15 protein-coding genes are annotated in these 15,124 nt (G+C 46.4%); 5 read left to right on the top strand and 10 right to left on the bottom strand.

Going from position 1 to position 15,124, the window contains the following annotated elements:
• Nucleotides 1-147: 147 nt before the first annotated feature.
• The 10 genes from AOA56_RS06380 to AOA56_RS06335 all read right to left on the bottom strand — a co-directional run bounded on the left by AOA56_RS06380 (nt 148) and on the right by AOA56_RS06335 (nt 10,101).
• Nucleotides 148-2,562 carry an ABC transporter permease gene (locus tag AOA56_RS06380; protein ID WP_053769205.1) on the bottom strand — a complete coding sequence of 805 codons (2,415 nt, stop codon included), beginning with the start codon at nt 2,560-2,562 and terminating at the stop codon, nt 148-150.
• Nucleotides 2,559-3,233, bottom strand: coding sequence for an ABC transporter ATP-binding protein (locus tag AOA56_RS06375; protein WP_053769204.1), 675 nt, complete (start codon nt 3,231-3,233; stop codon nt 2,559-2,561). Before AOA56_RS06375 ends, AOA56_RS06380 begins: the two co-directional genes overlap by 4 nt.
• 112 nt (nt 3,234-3,345) lie before the next feature.
• On the bottom strand, nt 3,346-4,578 hold the full coding sequence (locus tag AOA56_RS06370; RefSeq protein ID WP_053769203.1) for a sensor histidine kinase: 1,233 nt from the start codon (nt 4,576-4,578) through the stop codon (nt 3,346-3,348).
• The gene (locus AOA56_RS06365; RefSeq protein ID WP_024731768.1) at nt 4,575-5,279 is read right to left on the bottom strand and encodes a response regulator transcription factor; all 705 of its coding nucleotides are present in this window, start codon (nt 5,277-5,279) and stop codon (nt 4,575-4,577) included. Before AOA56_RS06365 ends, AOA56_RS06370 begins: the two co-directional genes overlap by 4 nt.
• Before the next feature lie 27 nt (nt 5,280-5,306).
• The gene (locus tag AOA56_RS06360; protein WP_053769202.1) at nt 5,307-6,071 is read right to left on the bottom strand and encodes a class I SAM-dependent methyltransferase; all 765 of its coding nucleotides are present in this window, start codon (nt 6,069-6,071) and stop codon (nt 5,307-5,309) included.
• Nucleotides 6,072-6,143: 72 nt separating this feature from the next.
• Nucleotides 6,144-7,040: a Cof-type HAD-IIB family hydrolase gene (locus AOA56_RS06355; protein ID WP_048620679.1), complete on the bottom strand. Its 897-nt coding sequence runs from the start codon at nt 7,038-7,040 to the stop codon at nt 6,144-6,146.
• Between the two features lie 194 nt (nt 7,041-7,234).
• On the bottom strand, nt 7,235-7,492 hold the full coding sequence (spoIIID, locus tag AOA56_RS06350) for a sporulation transcriptional regulator SpoIIID (RefSeq protein ID WP_024731765.1): 258 nt from the start codon (nt 7,490-7,492) through the stop codon (nt 7,235-7,237).
• Between the two features lie 142 nt (nt 7,493-7,634).
• Entirely contained in the window at nt 7,635-8,387 is a 753-nt protein-coding gene (locus AOA56_RS06345) for an MmcQ/YjbR family DNA-binding protein (protein ID WP_053769200.1), read from the bottom strand.
• A gap of 19 nt (nt 8,388-8,406) precedes the next feature.
• Entirely contained in the window at nt 8,407-9,429 is a 1,023-nt protein-coding gene (locus AOA56_RS06340) for a DUF7309 domain-containing protein (RefSeq protein ID WP_053769199.1), read from the bottom strand.
• Nucleotides 9,430-9,468: 39 nt separating this feature from the next.
• Nucleotides 9,469-10,101 (bottom strand): metallophosphoesterase, encoded by a 633-nt coding sequence (locus AOA56_RS06335; RefSeq protein ID WP_053769198.1) that lies wholly within the window; start codon nt 10,099-10,101, stop codon nt 9,469-9,471.
• 77 nt (nt 10,102-10,178) lie between these two features.
• Here AOA56_RS06335 and AOA56_RS06330 point away from each other — a divergent pair, with 77 nt between their 5' ends.
• The 5 genes from AOA56_RS06330 (at nt 10,179) to AOA56_RS06310 (ending at nt 14,772) form a co-directional block, all read left to right on the top strand.
• The gene (locus AOA56_RS06330) at nt 10,179-10,520 is read left to right on the top strand and encodes a hypothetical protein (protein ID WP_053769197.1); all 342 of its coding nucleotides are present in this window, start codon (nt 10,179-10,181) and stop codon (nt 10,518-10,520) included.
• Nucleotides 10,521-10,641: 121 nt separating this feature from the next.
• The gene (locus AOA56_RS06325) at nt 10,642-11,028 is read left to right on the top strand and encodes a YbaN family protein (protein ID WP_053769196.1); all 387 of its coding nucleotides are present in this window, start codon (nt 10,642-10,644) and stop codon (nt 11,026-11,028) included.
• Nucleotides 11,029-11,394: a nitrous oxide-stimulated promoter family protein gene (locus tag AOA56_RS06320; protein ID WP_048620673.1), complete on the top strand. Its 366-nt coding sequence runs from the start codon at nt 11,029-11,031 to the stop codon at nt 11,392-11,394.
• Nucleotides 11,387-13,120, top strand: a complete 1,734-nt coding sequence (locus tag AOA56_RS06315) for an ABC transporter ATP-binding protein/permease (protein ID WP_053769195.1) — start codon at nt 11,387-11,389, stop codon at nt 13,118-13,120. The genes AOA56_RS06320 and AOA56_RS06315 overlap by 8 nt, the downstream gene beginning before the upstream one ends.
• Nucleotides 13,117-14,772, top strand: coding sequence for an amino acid ABC transporter ATP-binding/permease protein (locus AOA56_RS06310; protein WP_053769194.1), 1,656 nt, complete (start codon nt 13,117-13,119; stop codon nt 14,770-14,772). The genes AOA56_RS06315 and AOA56_RS06310 overlap by 4 nt, the downstream gene beginning before the upstream one ends.
• The last annotated feature ends 352 nt before the right edge of the window (nt 14,773-15,124 follow it).

Here is a 15,124-nt window from a genome sequence, read left to right as displayed (position 1 = left end):
CCTTTTCACATAAGTTCTATTATAAAACTTCTAAGAGGAGGATACAATCCCTATTATCGTTGAAGTACCAAGAGAGACGTGGGACATATCCCGCTACACCGAAGTTTGTATCGGAATATGTCCCTGATTTACAAATCTACTGCCGATTTATTCCTGATAACGAATCCGTTCTACGATGGATTCTTTTTTAATGTTTCTGCTCAGGATGAAAGAGAGTGAAATCTGTAATGCCGCCAAAATAACGACCATTGCCATAATTTCCACCACCGGGACATGGTAAACGTCGAGCCCGAAGTATCCGTGATCCCTCCCGTAGCAGAAGAGCGCATAACCAGCCGGCATCCCGACAAGGAGCGAAACAAGGATACTGCCCGCGGTGAAGAAAATCCCTTCGCTTCGGAGCATACTGTTCATCTGACTGTTTGTCATTCCTAATGCCTGCATCACACCCAGTTCCCGTTTTCGTGTAACAATGCTGATAATCATAGTGTTTGCCATGTTCATAAAGGCGATAAGCCCCACAAGAAGAAGGAATCCGTATGCAAGGGTTTCAAACATACCGAGGGTGCTTTCTGATGTCTTTAATGTTCCCTGGTAGGTGCTAAACTGGTAATGCTGCTTCTTATCAAGGAGTGTCTGCAGCCCAGATTCCACATCCTTACAGTCCTGTGGGCGGCAGTCCACCCAAATCGTACTGATGCTTTTCCCTGAAAGTCCCATCTTCTCGTAAGTCTTGTCGGTAATGCACCAGTCATAGTTGGTGCTTCCAAATGCTCCTGCCAGTTTGCCTTCAAACGGCGCCTCGCCGCTTCCATTTGCCATGTTCATGGAGACGGTCTCCCCAATTTTATATCCGCTATCTTCCACAAAATAGCTCCAACCATAAAGAATCTCGTCATTGCGGGAAGCACTTTCGTAATCAACCGTTCCCTTTAAGGATCCTTGGTATGCTTCGTCTTCAAACTGTTTTTGATTCAGAACACCAATGGACTGGAGATTTCCTTTCTTGTCCTTCGCATACATCATGTAGCGCACCTGTACGTCCGTCACACCGCTGATATCCTTGATCTGTTCCACCAATTCCTCATCCAATGGATTATCTTTTAAAATAGCATCCAGATTGTTCTCCGGATAGGCGGTATCACTGGTGCTGTAGGTGAGATCAATCTGAAACTGTCCGTACGGGACCTGTTTTCTGGCGTCGTATCTTGTACTGACGTTTCCTGTAAAATTGGCGGCTACGACAAAGAGCACACAAGAAAGCCCCATAGAAATGATAGTAGTGGCAGTACGCTTTCGGTTCATCGCCATATTTGCCTCGGTTAGCTGCCTCACACTCATCTGCTTTTTCCCTTTGCGGATGCCTTTATTCTTTTTCTGGTTTCCCTGGAAACGGATTGCCTCTACCGGGGAGATTCTGGAAATCACTTTCATAGGACGTTTCAACGCAATCCAAACAGTGATGACTGCCGCTGCCGCACAGAGTACAAGAATCGGAATGGAAATCATATTGACCTGCACTCCATCGCCAAACGTCTGGCTCTCCTTGAACCAGAAGTTCATAAAGGCGATAGAAATCCACGTCCCTACTACAAGTCCGGCCGGTACTCCCAAAATCGTGAGTATCATTCCTTCCCGGAACACCAGCTTTTTCATCTGCTTCTTTGTCGCGCCAAGCGCCCGTATCTTTCCATACTCCTGAATTTTCTGTACAAGCCCTACCTGGAAAATATTGTAGATCACCATTACGGCAAAGAATATGACCACCAGTGCGATCATCGCGCAGCCTGCAATCATTTCCATTCCCGGATCCAGCACCCACATGGCGAAATAGGAATTCTCCGACGCGCGTTCCGGATTGATACCACATTCTTTTGCCAGATCTTTGATCGTCATCTCCAAAGTAGAGGAATCCACACTCACATGATCAGATAAGGAAAAATAGGTACTGTACGTCCGTTCTTCCGGCGCATAGAGCGATTCAAAGCAATCCTTGGAAACATACGCGCTGTAGGATTGGTTTTCCTGTTCTTCCATTGTCTGGCTGAGAATTCCACTGATCACAAATTCCTTGGTTTGATATGTTTCATTGGTATTTCTTCGGAATGGGATTTCTACTGTATCCCCGACTTTGGCATCCTCATAGCCAAGGCGCTCAAACATTGCTTTCTGTCCCACAATTTCATTTTCTGCTTTTGGAAACGCTCCGGTTTCAAGCTGTTTTTGAAGGTTTGCCAGATCAATCGTTTCCTCATCCATCCAGACCATAGAAATGGTCCTTTCATTTTTTATTGTTCCAACAGTCGCTGCTCTACCGATACGGTCAAATTCACTTCTCTTTTGCATCTCCTGGATTTGTTCCTCGGTGACGCCCGCATAGGAGCCATAATAAGATCCGTAAAATTCCCGTGCGTTGGTTCTCTGAAATTTTATATTTCCATACCCGAAAGTTGCAATCGCAGAAAGAAGTACGGTCGTAAGGAAAATCGAAAGCACGATGAGGATACTTCTTGTTTTATTTTTTTTGTTATTACTAATTGCAAGTCTTGTTATCATCTTCATCTTAACTCTTCCACCTTTCCGTCTTCGATCACCAGAATCCGGTCCGCAATCTGGGCAATATCTTCGTCATGAGTAATCATTACCAATGTCTGTCCGTATTTTTCTACTGACATCCGAAGAAGTCCCATCACTTCGTCACTCGTCCTGGAATCCAGATTTCCCGTCGGCTCATCGGCAAACAGAATGTCAGGCTTGGATGCGAGAGCTCTTGCAATCGCTACCCTCTGCTGCTGCCCTCCTGAAAGGGTATTCGGAAGATTGTGGAGTTTCTTCTCAAGACCCAGTGTTTTTACAATGTCCATGGCAAACGCCTCGTCCACCTTCCGCCCATCCAAGCCGATCGGGAGTACTATGTTTTCCCACACATTGATGGAAGAGACAAGATTGAACGACTGAAAAATGAAGCCGATCTTTCTTCTGCGGAAAACAGCTAACGCATCGTCCTTATAGGAAAAAATGTCTTTTCCACGGATAAACACTTTCCCGCTTGTCGGCGTATCCAGCCCACCAAGCATGTGGAGCAGGGTACTCTTTCCAGAACCGGATTTCCCCACAATCGCAACAAACTCCCCTCTCTGTATCTCTATGTTGGCGTTTTGTACCGCCCTTACTTCGTTCTCCCCACTTCCATAATATTTACACAAATCCTTTGTTCTCAAAATCTTATCCATATCATCTGATTCCTTTCCTTTCTTTTCTGTCTCCTATCATATCATCTAAGTCTTTCATTTTCCTTTCAAAAAATAAAAAAAAGCCTTACAGTTTTGTAAGACTTCTCTTTTACTAGAGCGGAAGCTGTATCACAAACACGGAACCCGGTTCCTTTGTCATCCTGCGTGCATCCAAAGAAATCGTACCGTTGTGACCCTCGATAATCCTTCTTGCAAGATACAACCCTACTCCGGAACCCTCCTCTTTCTGAACCAGAGGTGCCTCGCCCCGGTAAAACCTCTGAAAGACTTTGTGGTAATTTTCCCGTGGAATTCCGATTCCCTCATCTTTTACTTCCAACCGAAGAAAAGATACGGTCGTGGCCGCCCGGATTGTGACTGTGGATCCAACGGGACTGTACTTGACAGCATTATCCAGAACATTAATCAAGGACTCACACAGCCACTTCGGATCCCGCAAAATCAGGATCTCCTCCAGACCATCTTCCGCATCCATCTCGATTTCAATCTCTTTCTTCCTCGCTTTTTCCCATATGCGGTTGATCGCTTCCAGCAGAACATCAAAGGCCCTCCCCTTCGTCAGCTTCAATTCAATCATGCCTGTCTCCAGCCGTGAAATATTGACCAGCGCCCCGATTAACTGCTCCAGACTCTTCATCTGTCTTTCCAGGCGGCTTTCAAACTCCTTCCGCTCTTCCACGGTAAGATCCTGATTTTTCAAAATTTCCAGACAGGAATGAAGCGCCGCTACCGAAGTTTTAAGCTGATGGGAAATATCGGTGACAAGCGTTTTTGTCTCTTCTTTTTCCTTGTGCGCCTGCTCTTCCACCATTTCCACATAGCTTCCAAGAGATTCCAGCTCATCCAAAAGCCGGTTGTCCACTTCATCTTCCTCATACCAATGCATGAGATCCTGACGGTATACCCCCTCCCGGATCCTGACAAGCCATTCCGACACTTTCCGGCTCTGTGTCAAATTCTCCTGCCTGTTCCTGCGCTTTTCAAAGTACAAAATGACTGCAAAACCAAGCCAGACAACAAAAGCTCCACCGGCAATCCAGACACTGTTTTTCATCATCCGCACTCCCTCCCGGTTATCTGCGGCCGTCTCGTATCCATACTTCTTTAAGATCTCACGCCCTTTGTCAGAGCCCATTGTCTCGCCCTCTTTTAAAATCTGGAACACTTCCTCTTTCGGATCGTCCGACGCAATCAACTGTGCCTCTATGGAAAGGTAATGAAGATACGTCTCGTATTCCCGGAAAATCAGCATCCCGGCGACCATCCCAACCACAAGAAACCCGATGAAAAGTTCTGTGATATACCGTTTTGTGTCCCACCTCATACGCTGCTCCTTTGTCTTGTTTGACAATTCTGATCCCAGATATATCCAAGTCCCCGGATATTGCGGATGTACTGTGGATGCGCCGTATCCGGCTCAATCTTCTCCCGCAGTCTCCTGATATTGACCGCTACAGTATTTTCGTCAGCAAACTCGCCGTCCAAATCAAACAACTGCTCCAGAATTTGATTCTTGGACAGAATCTGCTTCGGGTGCTCCAAAAACAGCTTCAGCATCTTCCACTCATTTTTTGTAAAGGAAATATCCTCCTGTCCTTTTCGGGCACTCATCCGGGACATGGAAAAGAGCAGATCTCCCGACTCCAGCTCGTCTGCCGGACTTTTCTGGTACCGCTTGAAAAAGGCATTGACCTTCAAAACGAGCACCGACAGACTAAACGGCTTCGTGATATAATCATCCGCTCCCGCTTCATAGCCCATAACCTGATCTATCTCCGTATCCATAGCTGTCAGGCAAATCACATGAACCAAACTGGTCTTGCGGATCCGCCGGATCAGATCGAGACTACTCCCGTCCGGCAAATTCACATCGCAGATCATAAGCTTTGGTTCCTGCTTTTGAAACAATTCCCATGCTTCCCGAATTGTCCCGGCGTTTTCGACCTCGTACCCCTCTTTTTTCAATGTAAACTCAATCCCCCGATTGACACTTTCCTCATCTTCCAGCAACAAAATTTCCGCCATGTATGTCTCTCCCTTGTCTGCCCAAATTTACTTCTCTTTTGTAGCCCGCAGCGCCAAAAAAGTTGGGATGCCGTGTTCATGCAGATTGCCCTCACCATTGGTGTCCTCATATAGGTGAGTCAGTCTGAATCCCGCCTGCAAAAGCCCTCCCACCTGCTCTTCTATCGTATGGGAAAACTGAATTCCATCCCCACACTGCATCGCTTCCTGATATAGCACCGGGTCTTTTAACGGATTGTATGGTAGTCCATGCACAAGGCGGGTTTCCGTCTCGTCAAAAATATAATTGATTCCATTATCCACTCCTGCCAGCAAAACACCACCCTTTTTCAATACCCGGTGACACTCTTTCCAGATAGGAAGAACCTCTTCCACATAGCAGTTGGCAACCGGGTGAAAAATAAGATCAAACGTCTCGTCCGCAAACGGAAATTTCTTTGTCATATCCGCTTTCACGATCTCAATCTCGTATCCTTCCCGACGGGCAACCATCTCCTCACTTGCCAACTGCCGGTCTGAATAATCCAGCACCGTACAGATACCGCCACATGCGGCGAAAATCGGCATCTGTTGTCCTCCCCCGGAGGCAAGTCCAAGAATCCGGCTGCCGGAAAGCTGTGGAAACCAGGATTTCGGCACCGGTTTTGTCGGCGTCAGCACCATATCCCAGTCACCTTTCATTGCCCGTTCATAGACTTCGTGAGAGATCGGCATCCCCCAGATCCAGCCATCATCCACCCACTGATCGATGGTCTTTGCATTTTCTTCTGTATAACCTTTCTTCTCTGTCATCACTCTTCCCTCCTTGTGCATCACTTATCCTTCGCAAAACAATTCCTTGCCCCGTATGCACCTATCATTTTCCTATTTGATTCCTTCTTTTTTCAGTAAATCCAATTTCCCTTCCAGTACAAGCTCCATTGCATAAGCCGCACCATCCTCGTCGTTACTCTTTGTCAGGAAACCGGACGCCTCCCTAATCTGCTCATGGGCGTTCGCCATGGCAACCGCCGCGCCAAATCCTGCCCGGAACATAGAAAGGTCATTCAGACTGTCTCCCAGAACCATGACATCTTCCTTCTTGTACCCCAGGCTTTCAATATAACGTAAAATTGCCGGTCCTTTCTGTGCCTCTTCATCTGTCAGCTCCAAATTGTTGAAAAAGGAAGACGCCACTGCAAGTCCCGGAATCCGTTCCACTTCTTTCCAGATATCCTGAATCACTTCCCCGGTTTTCGCAGTAATGAACACTTTATAGATCGGTATCTTCTTCTCCAGAAGCTCCTCCAGACTTTTCACCCGGTTCATCCGCCTCATCAACTGTTGAAACTGCTCGGTGGCCCGGATCTCCTCATCCCTGCTGCCGCCGAAAAACAATCTCGACTCCTCCAGGATCTGCCCCTCCAAATCCTCTGACTCGGTCAACACCAGATCCCTTCCTGTCGTGCAAAATCGAATCGACGCCGGAAACTGACGTACACAGGAAACAATCTCTCCAAAACAGGAAGGATCCATCGGAATTGTCTGCAACAACTCCCCCGCTTCATTCCGAATCTCAGCTCCGCTGCCCGTTACCCAGTCACAGCAAAGCGGAAATCTCTTCAATGTATCCGACGCCGACGGGAAATCCCTCCCTGTAGCAATCATAAAACGGATTCCCGCCCTTTGTACTTTCTGTATGATATCATAGGTTCGCTTCGAAATCGTATGCTCTGAATTCAGAAGTGTCCCATCCATATCTGACGCTATCACCTTTATCATATCATCACTCCCTGCCTGCACACGATAGCCGTAATTATCATAACAAAAGATTTCTTTGATTTCAAGAACCGGGGGTGGGGACATCCGATTTCCCAGAAAGCCGAGAAACATGCCCCTCTATAACGAAAAAGAGAAATGAAGAAGTAAAAAGAGCCAATGTTCCTGGCTTTGCAGCCAAAAACATCAGCTCATTCTTAATACATATGCTTTCCTTTATATTTTTCACGGGTCGCCATTCCACCCCGGATATGGCGTTCGGATTTATTCAGATCCAGCACTTTTCGCGCCTCCCCCGCAAGCTGTGGATTAATCTGTTTCAAACGCTCCGTTACGTCTTTATGTATAGTACTTTTACTTACCCCGAATTCTTTTGCCGTCTGCCTCACCGTTGCATTATGGTCAATGATATAATGTGCGATTTCTACCGCCCTCTCCTCGATATATTCCTTCATAGAATTCCTCTGCACTCACTATTTTTACAATGTATGCAAAGAAATTCAGCATCATTCATACATTTAGATAAAAGGATCCTTTGCCCTTTCCAATAAATCTATTTCTACCTCGGGTTGACTCAGAAACATACAAAATTTCTTTTCACTCACTTTTTTTCAGTGCCTCACTCAGACTATACGGCACTCCTCTCGGCCCTCTGACAGCATAAATACCATATTCTTCTCTCAGCTTCTTCAAAGGAAATCTACCCGGCTCATATCTTTTCAACATTCTTATTTTCATCAATGCGGTGATTGTCAGATTGTGAGCACCATGCTTATATGGAATCTCTGTCTCCAATACCTCACATTGATATAAAATTGCTGAAACAGGAGCCGCTGCATAGATAAATATGGTATCCCCTGTTTTGATACCCCTGCCCTGTTTCCAGTCAATTTCCCGGGTGTCATCAAACGCATGTAATATATCATAATACTTAGGATTTGCAGGAACAATCCATTCCTTTGGCGGTCTGATCTTCTGCTTTTTCTGCTTTGATGCTGTCACCGCATAACTTTCATCGATCCACTGGCATATCTCATCAAAAGGAACCGTGCCATCCAGCAGAATAGAAATCCAGTTGCTGCGACTGATATGATACCCGTAAAAATAACCAGGACGTTGTACGAGCATATTGACAAGCACCGGATCCCCCAGTTTCACATTCACGATATCTACCCGTTCTTCACCTTTTAATCCGAGTTTCTCCCTTGGGACATTCATAATCAAAGCAAACCATTTCCCGTTATCTCCATGGCGCAGAACCGGATAGTCCGGAAATGTAGAAAATGGATAATCCGGTTCTGTTTTATATTGGTCTTTTACATACTTAAATATTTTTTCTCTCATTTTCATTCCCCATTTCCTTCCTTTTCTACATCCGGTTTTCCACCTTCCGCATAAATGCTTCAATCTCCCCTGTTCGTCTTAATTCTGTCTGGATGCCGAACTCCTCACACATTCCCTCCAGCGCCTTGATGATCCATGGGTTCCCGGAAACGATTTTCCGCATCCGTCCTTGCTGCCGCAAATGGCTCAGGAAAAAGCTGGAAAGGATTGATAGTTCTGTCTCCTTCGGTTTCAGGAAATACCGGGTCATAAGCTTTCCTGTTTGCTCCTCCACCGCAAGAAAAAGAAAGGGATTTCTTGGCCGTCCCGCTTCCTCATCGTTCTGTGCAATATGTGTATAGCAAAATTCGACTTGGACTACTTTCCCTGTCAGCGGATAATTTCTGACTTCCTCTTTGAGCTCTTCTTTCTGGATCTGTATCCCCAGGTACGGACGGTGCTGCTTTGGAAAATGGACCGGAAACATAGTCCACTGTCCGATTTCCTCATTAAAAATCCGACAAAGTCGTTCATCTCCATCCCATTTCATTGGAAGTTTCTTTGCCTCCAGTGCCCGGATACACATAAACAGATTACGAATCGTTTCCGTCATCATGGAAACCTCGTCAAAATCCGGTGTAAACGGTAAATATCTCGACTTACAAGAAATAAAATGCGGCCACATTTCTTCTTTCGCCATCGGCAGATTCAGTAGATTGGAAATTTCTTTCTGAGAATTCGGAACATCTGATTTTGCCCCATAATGGCAGACCAAGGCTCTCCGGTCAGACATGGCGTAGTCTTCTGAAAGCTCTGATTCTTCTCCTTCTCCCAATCCTTGGATCATTGTCAGATCCTGCCACCCCCTGAAACCGGGATAAATCTCAATTTCTTTGTCTTCCTCGTTTTCCTGCCCCAGAACCCGGATGAACACCGGCTCTTTCTCACCTTTTAGCTGAATGACCACATGCTGTTCTTTTGTCAGATAGTCCCATGGCTTTATATCTGCAGTCCGACAGGCCACTTCATAAAGCTCCCACCACATCTTTAAAGTAGCTTCTTTTCGCATCTTCCTTCTCCTTTGCTTGCTTTCTCTGCTTTTTGTTTTTTACTCTGTCCGAAAAAGGGCCTCGCGCCGCTTCTGATTCAGCACAATCCACTCATCCAGGGACAAAGGCTCATAATCCGAATACATACAAAAGCAATTCAACATGTTGCACGGGATCGGCTCTTCTGTTCTCGTATACATATTTACCCTCCTTGCCTCCTTCGTTTCCCTGATAAATCGGGAAACGAGTACTTCATCAAAGCTGTTGTGGACATGTCCGTACAGCATATAAGTGCGGTCGTTCCCTTCCTGATCTTTTCGGTACTGCCCGTGATAGCAGAATACCGGGTAATGGCACAAAATGACGCTCCGTTTATAATCCTTCATCTCCGCATAAGGCTTAATCCACACGAAGCGCTCCCGTTCAAAGTCCGAATCCTTCAAATAATAATCATGGTTTCCTTCGATCAGGTAAAGTCGCCCGTGCAGCCGCCTCAGGATTTCATTTGTCTTTTCGCCCTTTTCCATGGAAAAATCCCCCAGAATCACGACTTCATCTCTTGGTCTGACCTTGTGATTCCATTTTTGAATCATATATTCATTCATTTCTTCCGCATCCGCAAACCCTCTCTGATCCATCTTCTCATTGAGGCTCCGATGGAAAAAATGGCAGTCCGCTATATAATATCTCATCGTATCGTCTCTCTCCCTTGCACTCTTCCTTTCTTCATATTACAATAAAGGCACCAATTTTGAAAGGAGAGTTTTTCATGATAGATAAAGAAACCGAACTTAACATGACGGACTGGGAGTTGTCCGAGGATTATTATAAGGAACGCGAAGGGAAACAGGAGCTGAAGCTTGAGGATTTTATGATGGGGGAAGATGAGATTCCATCTCTGGTATCCGGGGAGGAAACAGATCCCTTGCTGGCTCAGACAATCTCCGATGTGAAAAATGTCCTTTCTGTCTGTCAGGAAGGGAAATCTGTGCCGGAAATCGCCCTTGCCCTCTCCCTAAAAGAAGAATATGTCCATACCATTCTCTACTGTGCCCAGGGCTTTTCTGAGGATGATCCGATTGCTGTAGCACGTCTTGTTATGATGTCCTGACGAACATTCAGGTGCTTTCCACTGTCTCTTTTATTTTTTACTTGAAATCCGTATACCCCGTATGTTAGGATAGACAATGCAGTTAGTTAAAACTACCCTCAAATGTATTACGGAGGTTCTTATGAGACAAAACCCTTTTAAAATTCTATGGTTAATATCCGCATTTCTGACACTTACTCTGGGTGCAGTCGGGATTTTTCTTCCGGTAGTCCCGACTACCCCGTTTTTGCTTTTATCCTCATTTTGCTTTGCCAGAGGGTCCGAACGCTTTCACCGCTGGTTTCTTGGAACGAATTTATACCAAAAGCATCTGGACAGCTTTGTGAAGGAACGGGCCATGACGCTAAGGACCAAACTTTGCATCCTGCTGCCGGCGTCCGCCATGCTCATTATCGCCATGGTTCTGATGTCCAGTTTACCATTCCGTATTTTGATCATCTTTTTGATTCTTTTTAAATACACATATTTTTTCACAAAAATTAGGACTGTACGAGAGGAGGATTCGTGAATGGAACATTCTTTCATGGCTGCTGATAAAAGGGAACGGGAAAAACAGGTCGTTGCCCTTATGATTTCTCTGTACTGCCGAAAAAAACACCATACCCTGAAAGGCCGGCTCTGTCCGGAGTGCGAAGCTCTTCTCTCCTATGCTCATCTTCGCTCTGACCGCTGTCCATTTATGAAGACCAAGACGTTTTGCAGTAATTGTCAGGTTCATTGTTACAAACCAGAAATGCGGGAAAAGATCCGGGAAGTGATGAGATTCGCGGGTCCCCGCATGTTGCCGCGTCACCCACTGATGGTAATTGACCATATGAGCTGTTCCATCAGGGAAAAGAAAAAACAACAGAAAGGGAAAGGATACTATGATTAAAACAAGGCTAATGAAGCTTTTAAAGGGATCGGAACGATATATCGCCCAAAATGTCCTCTGGCAGTGGCTTGCCCTTCTTTTTCAGATTGCGGCGATCTTTGCCGCCGGAACCTTTTTACAAAGCATGATGATGGAACATAGCGACACTGTACTTTTTCTGAAAACCGCCCTCATTGTGTTCTGTGCGTTTCTCGTCCGGTTCTTCTGTGAACGAATGGCTGCCATTTCCTCCGGAAAAGCAAGCGCCGACATCAAGCCTGTGCTGCGCCGTCAAATTTATGAAAAACTGCTTCGAATAGGCGCCTCTTACAATCAGAAAATCCCAACTTCCGAGGTAGTGCAGGTCACGACCGAGGGTGTGGAACAGTTGGAAATCTACTATGGAAAATATCTGCCGCAGCTTTTCTACAGTCTGCTGGCTCCTGTTACACTGTTTGTGATCTTATGTCTCATCAGTTGGAAAGCCAGTCTCGTACTTCTGATCTGCGTTCCTTTGATCCCGGTTTCCATTGTAGCTGTGCAGAAATTCGCCAAAAAGCTGCTGAACAAATATTGGGGAATTTATACAGAACTTGGCGACAGTTTCCTGGAAAATCTTCAGGGACTTACGACGCTCAAGATTTACCAGGCGGACGGCCGCAAAGCTGATGAAATGGACTTGGAGGCAGAGCGTTTCCGAAAAATCACCATGAAAGTACTGACTATGCAGCTCAATTCTGTCAGTGTCATGGATATCGTCGCATACGGGGGAGCCGCCATCGGTATGATCGTCACCATCCTCGAATATGGTAACGGCGCCGTGGATTTTGCGGGGGCCTTTACAATGATCCTGCTTGCTTCGGAATTTTTTATTCCTCTGCGGCTGCTCGGTTCTTTCTTCCACATTGCCATGAACGGTATGTCCGCAAGCGATAAGATTTTTCGGATTCTGGACATGGAGGAAGAAGCAGACGGAACACAGAGTCTTACCGACGGTCCGATTTCTGCGGATCTTCGCCATGTAGCATTTTCCTACAACATGGAAAAACCTGTACTGCGTGAAATCTCTATGACGATTCCTGCCGGAAGTTTCGTCTCCCTTGTGGGTGTATCCGGCTGTGGAAAAAGTACTGTCTCCGGCCTGCTGACCGGAAAGCTCCGACAGACTTCCGGTGAAATCCGGATCAATCAAATTCCGCTCACAGACATTAAGGAAAGGGATTTGATGCAGTCTGTCACTCTGATCCGCCACAACAGTTATCTTTTCAAAGGAACGGTACGTGACAATCTGCTCATGGGAAATCCGGACGCCTCCGAAAGCCAGATGAAAGAAGCTCTTGAAAAAGTCCGTCTCCTTGACTTCCTGGATGGGCAAAAAGGGCTCGATACAGAACTTGATGAGCAAGGCAATAATTTTTCCGGGGGACAGCGCCAAAGGCTTGCTATCGCACGGGCTCTCCTACATAACACACCAATGTACATCCTGGACGAAGCCGCTTCCAATATTGATGTGGAAAGTGAGGATCAGATCATGGAAGTGGTGCGGGAACTGGCAAAGACAAAGACGGTCCTCTTTATCTCCCATCGTCTCGCCAACGTTACAGCCTCAGACTGTATCTATATGATGGAAAATGGAATGATCTCCGAGAGCGGAACGCACGAGGAGCTGATGCGTCAAAATGGAAGCTACGCCGCCATGTTCCGGCGGCAACAGGATTTATGCAAGATCAGGGGGTGCAGCGAATGAAACGTAGAAACGGATTACAGATTATGGGAAAACTAATCGGGCTGGTACGCCCGCTTCTTCATGTCATGCTGGGAGCTATTCTTCTTGGTGTAGCTGGATATCTATGCGCCATTTTCCTCACCGTCCTGGCAGGCATGGGGATCTTGAAACTGTCAGGTTTTCTGGATGGATTCTCTCTCCCGGTATTGTTCGCCGTTCTTGGAACCGCGGCAGTCCTGCGGGGTGTCCTGCACTATGGGGAACAAGCGTGTAACCACTATATCGCCTTTAAGCTGCTGGCTCTGATCCGGCACCAGGTCTTTGCAAGCCTGCGACGTCTCTGTCCGGCCAAACTAGACGGCAAAGATAAGGGAAATCTGATCTCTATTTTGACAACGGACATTGAGCTTCTGGAGGTGTTCTATGCTCATACGATTTCCCCGATCGCCATCGCGGTACTCACCTCTCTGGTGATGGAAATCTTTTTCTTTTATTACAGCATACCTGCTGGGCTTTTTGCTCTCTGCGGTTATCTGGCAATCGGCGTCCTCATTCCAGTCTGGAATTCTGGTAAAGGGTCCGGACAGGGAATGGTATTCCGGAATCAATTTGGTGATCTGAACAGCTTTGTTCTGGACAGTCTGCGTGGTCTGGATGAGACGATCCAGTACGGCTGCGGTCAAAAGCAGTTGAAAGAGCTGGAGCAACGCAGCCGGAAACTGAATGAAAAGCAGACCATTTTGAAACAACTGGAAGGAACCCAGCGGGGTCTCACAAGCCTCCTCATTCTCTTCTTTTCCTTTGGTATGTTGTTCTTATGCGCCCTGCTCTACCGGAGTGGACTGATGGATCTGACAGGTGTGTTTCTGTGTACGATTTTAATGATGGGATCGTTTGGGCCTGTGGTAGCGCTCTCCAGTCTTTCTAACAATTTGATGCAGACGCTGGCAAGCGGAGAACGGGTGCTGAATCTTCTGGAAGAATCGCCGGAAACGGAAGACATCACCGGACAGGAACACACCCGGTTTGACAATATTACGTGTAAAGACCTTCATTTTTCTTATGAGGACGAACAGATTCTCTCCGGCTACTCTATCTCTGTCCCGAAAGGAAGCCGGGTTGGCATCCACGGAAAAAGCGGATCGGGAAAATCTACCCTGCTAAAGCTGCTTATGCGTTTTTACGATGCAGATCAGGGCTCTATACGCATCGGGTCAAGGGAGATTGACTCCATCAATACAACAGAGCTCCGGGATATGGAGAGCTATGTGACACAAGAGACCAGCCTGTTCCACGATTCCATCGCCAACAATATTGCCATCGCAAAGCCGGACGCCTCCCAAAGCGAGATCGAGGCAGCCGCAAGAAAAGCCTCCCTACATGAATTCATTCAAAGCCTTCCGGATGGGTATGACACTATGATAGGCGAACTTGGCGACACTCTCTCCGGCGGAGAAAAACAGCGGATCGGAATTGCCAGGGCCTTCCTTCACAATGCTCCGCTCCTGCTTCTGGACGAGCCCACCAGCAACCTGGACTCTCTGAATGAAAGTATCATTCTCCATTCCCTCGAAGAGCTGGGCACAGACAAAACCGTGCTCATTGTCTCCCACCGGGAGTCCACCATGGCCGCAGCCGATATTGTTTATGAAATGTCCGGACGGGTGTCCTGACGGAAGCCAGAGGAAGCCGTAACAGCCTTTTTCAATTTTCACCATTGACATTCCTCTGTTCATCCGATATAATAACTGCGATATCTGCAAATTGCAGAGGATTATTTTCAGAAAGGATGTATTACATTTTTATGGACGACTCAAGCGACAGTGATTCTGAGCATCATAATTGTGTAAAAATGAACATAAATACGAAGAGAAGGTATAGTCTGCCGTTTTGTAAAACAGTAGACTATACCTTTTTGTGTATTTTTATCCGATTGCGGCTATGACGCCTTAGGATGTTTCATTTTTATTTTTGCTTCCGGTTTTTCCACTGAGAAGCATAGATTTTTTATATTTTTACACATTA

The organism is Sellimonas intestinalis (assembly GCF_001280875.1).
In the GTDB taxonomy this organism is placed as follows: Bacteria; Bacillota; Clostridia; order Lachnospirales; family Lachnospiraceae; genus Sellimonas; species Sellimonas intestinalis.
Note: the sequence above shows the minus strand (reverse complement) of the source record. Positions and strands in the feature narration are given on the sequence as shown.

Excerpts from the sequence above, each read along its gene's own strand:
- AOA56_RS06380 (WP_053769205.1), bottom strand. The coding sequence starts at position 2,562 with ATGAAGATGATAACAAGACTTGCAATTAGTAATAACAAAAAAAATAAA.
- AOA56_RS06375 (WP_053769204.1), bottom strand. The coding sequence starts at position 3,233 with ATGGATAAGATTTTGAGAACAAAGGATTTGTGTAAATATTATGGAAGT.
- AOA56_RS06370 (WP_053769203.1), bottom strand. The coding sequence starts at position 4,578 with ATGAGGTGGGACACAAAACGGTATATCACAGAACTTTTCATCGGGTTT.
- AOA56_RS06365 (WP_024731768.1), bottom strand. The coding sequence starts at position 5,279 with ATGGCGGAAATTTTGTTGCTGGAAGATGAGGAAAGTGTCAATCGGGGG.
- AOA56_RS06360 (WP_053769202.1), bottom strand. The coding sequence starts at position 6,071 with ATGACAGAGAAGAAAGGTTATACAGAAGAAAATGCAAAGACCATCGAT.
- AOA56_RS06355 (WP_048620679.1), bottom strand. The coding sequence starts at position 7,040 with ATGATAAAGGTGATAGCGTCAGATATGGATGGGACACTTCTGAATTCA.
- spoIIID (WP_024731765.1), bottom strand. The coding sequence starts at position 7,492 with ATGAAGGAATATATCGAGGAGAGGGCGGTAGAAATCGCACATTATATC.
- AOA56_RS06345 (WP_053769200.1), bottom strand. The coding sequence starts at position 8,387 with ATGAAAATGAGAGAAAAAATATTTAAGTATGTAAAAGACCAATATAAA.
- AOA56_RS06340 (WP_053769199.1), bottom strand. The coding sequence starts at position 9,429 with ATGCGAAAAGAAGCTACTTTAAAGATGTGGTGGGAGCTTTATGAAGTG.
- AOA56_RS06335 (WP_053769198.1), bottom strand. The coding sequence starts at position 10,101 with ATGAGATATTATATAGCGGACTGCCATTTTTTCCATCGGAGCCTCAAT.
- AOA56_RS06330 (WP_053769197.1), top strand. The coding sequence starts at position 10,179 with ATGATAGATAAAGAAACCGAACTTAACATGACGGACTGGGAGTTGTCC.
- AOA56_RS06325 (WP_053769196.1), top strand. The coding sequence starts at position 10,642 with ATGAGACAAAACCCTTTTAAAATTCTATGGTTAATATCCGCATTTCTG.
- AOA56_RS06320 (WP_048620673.1), top strand. The coding sequence starts at position 11,029 with ATGGAACATTCTTTCATGGCTGCTGATAAAAGGGAACGGGAAAAACAG.
- AOA56_RS06315 (WP_053769195.1), top strand. The coding sequence starts at position 11,387 with ATGATTAAAACAAGGCTAATGAAGCTTTTAAAGGGATCGGAACGATAT.
- AOA56_RS06310 (WP_053769194.1), top strand. The coding sequence starts at position 13,117 with ATGAAACGTAGAAACGGATTACAGATTATGGGAAAACTAATCGGGCTG.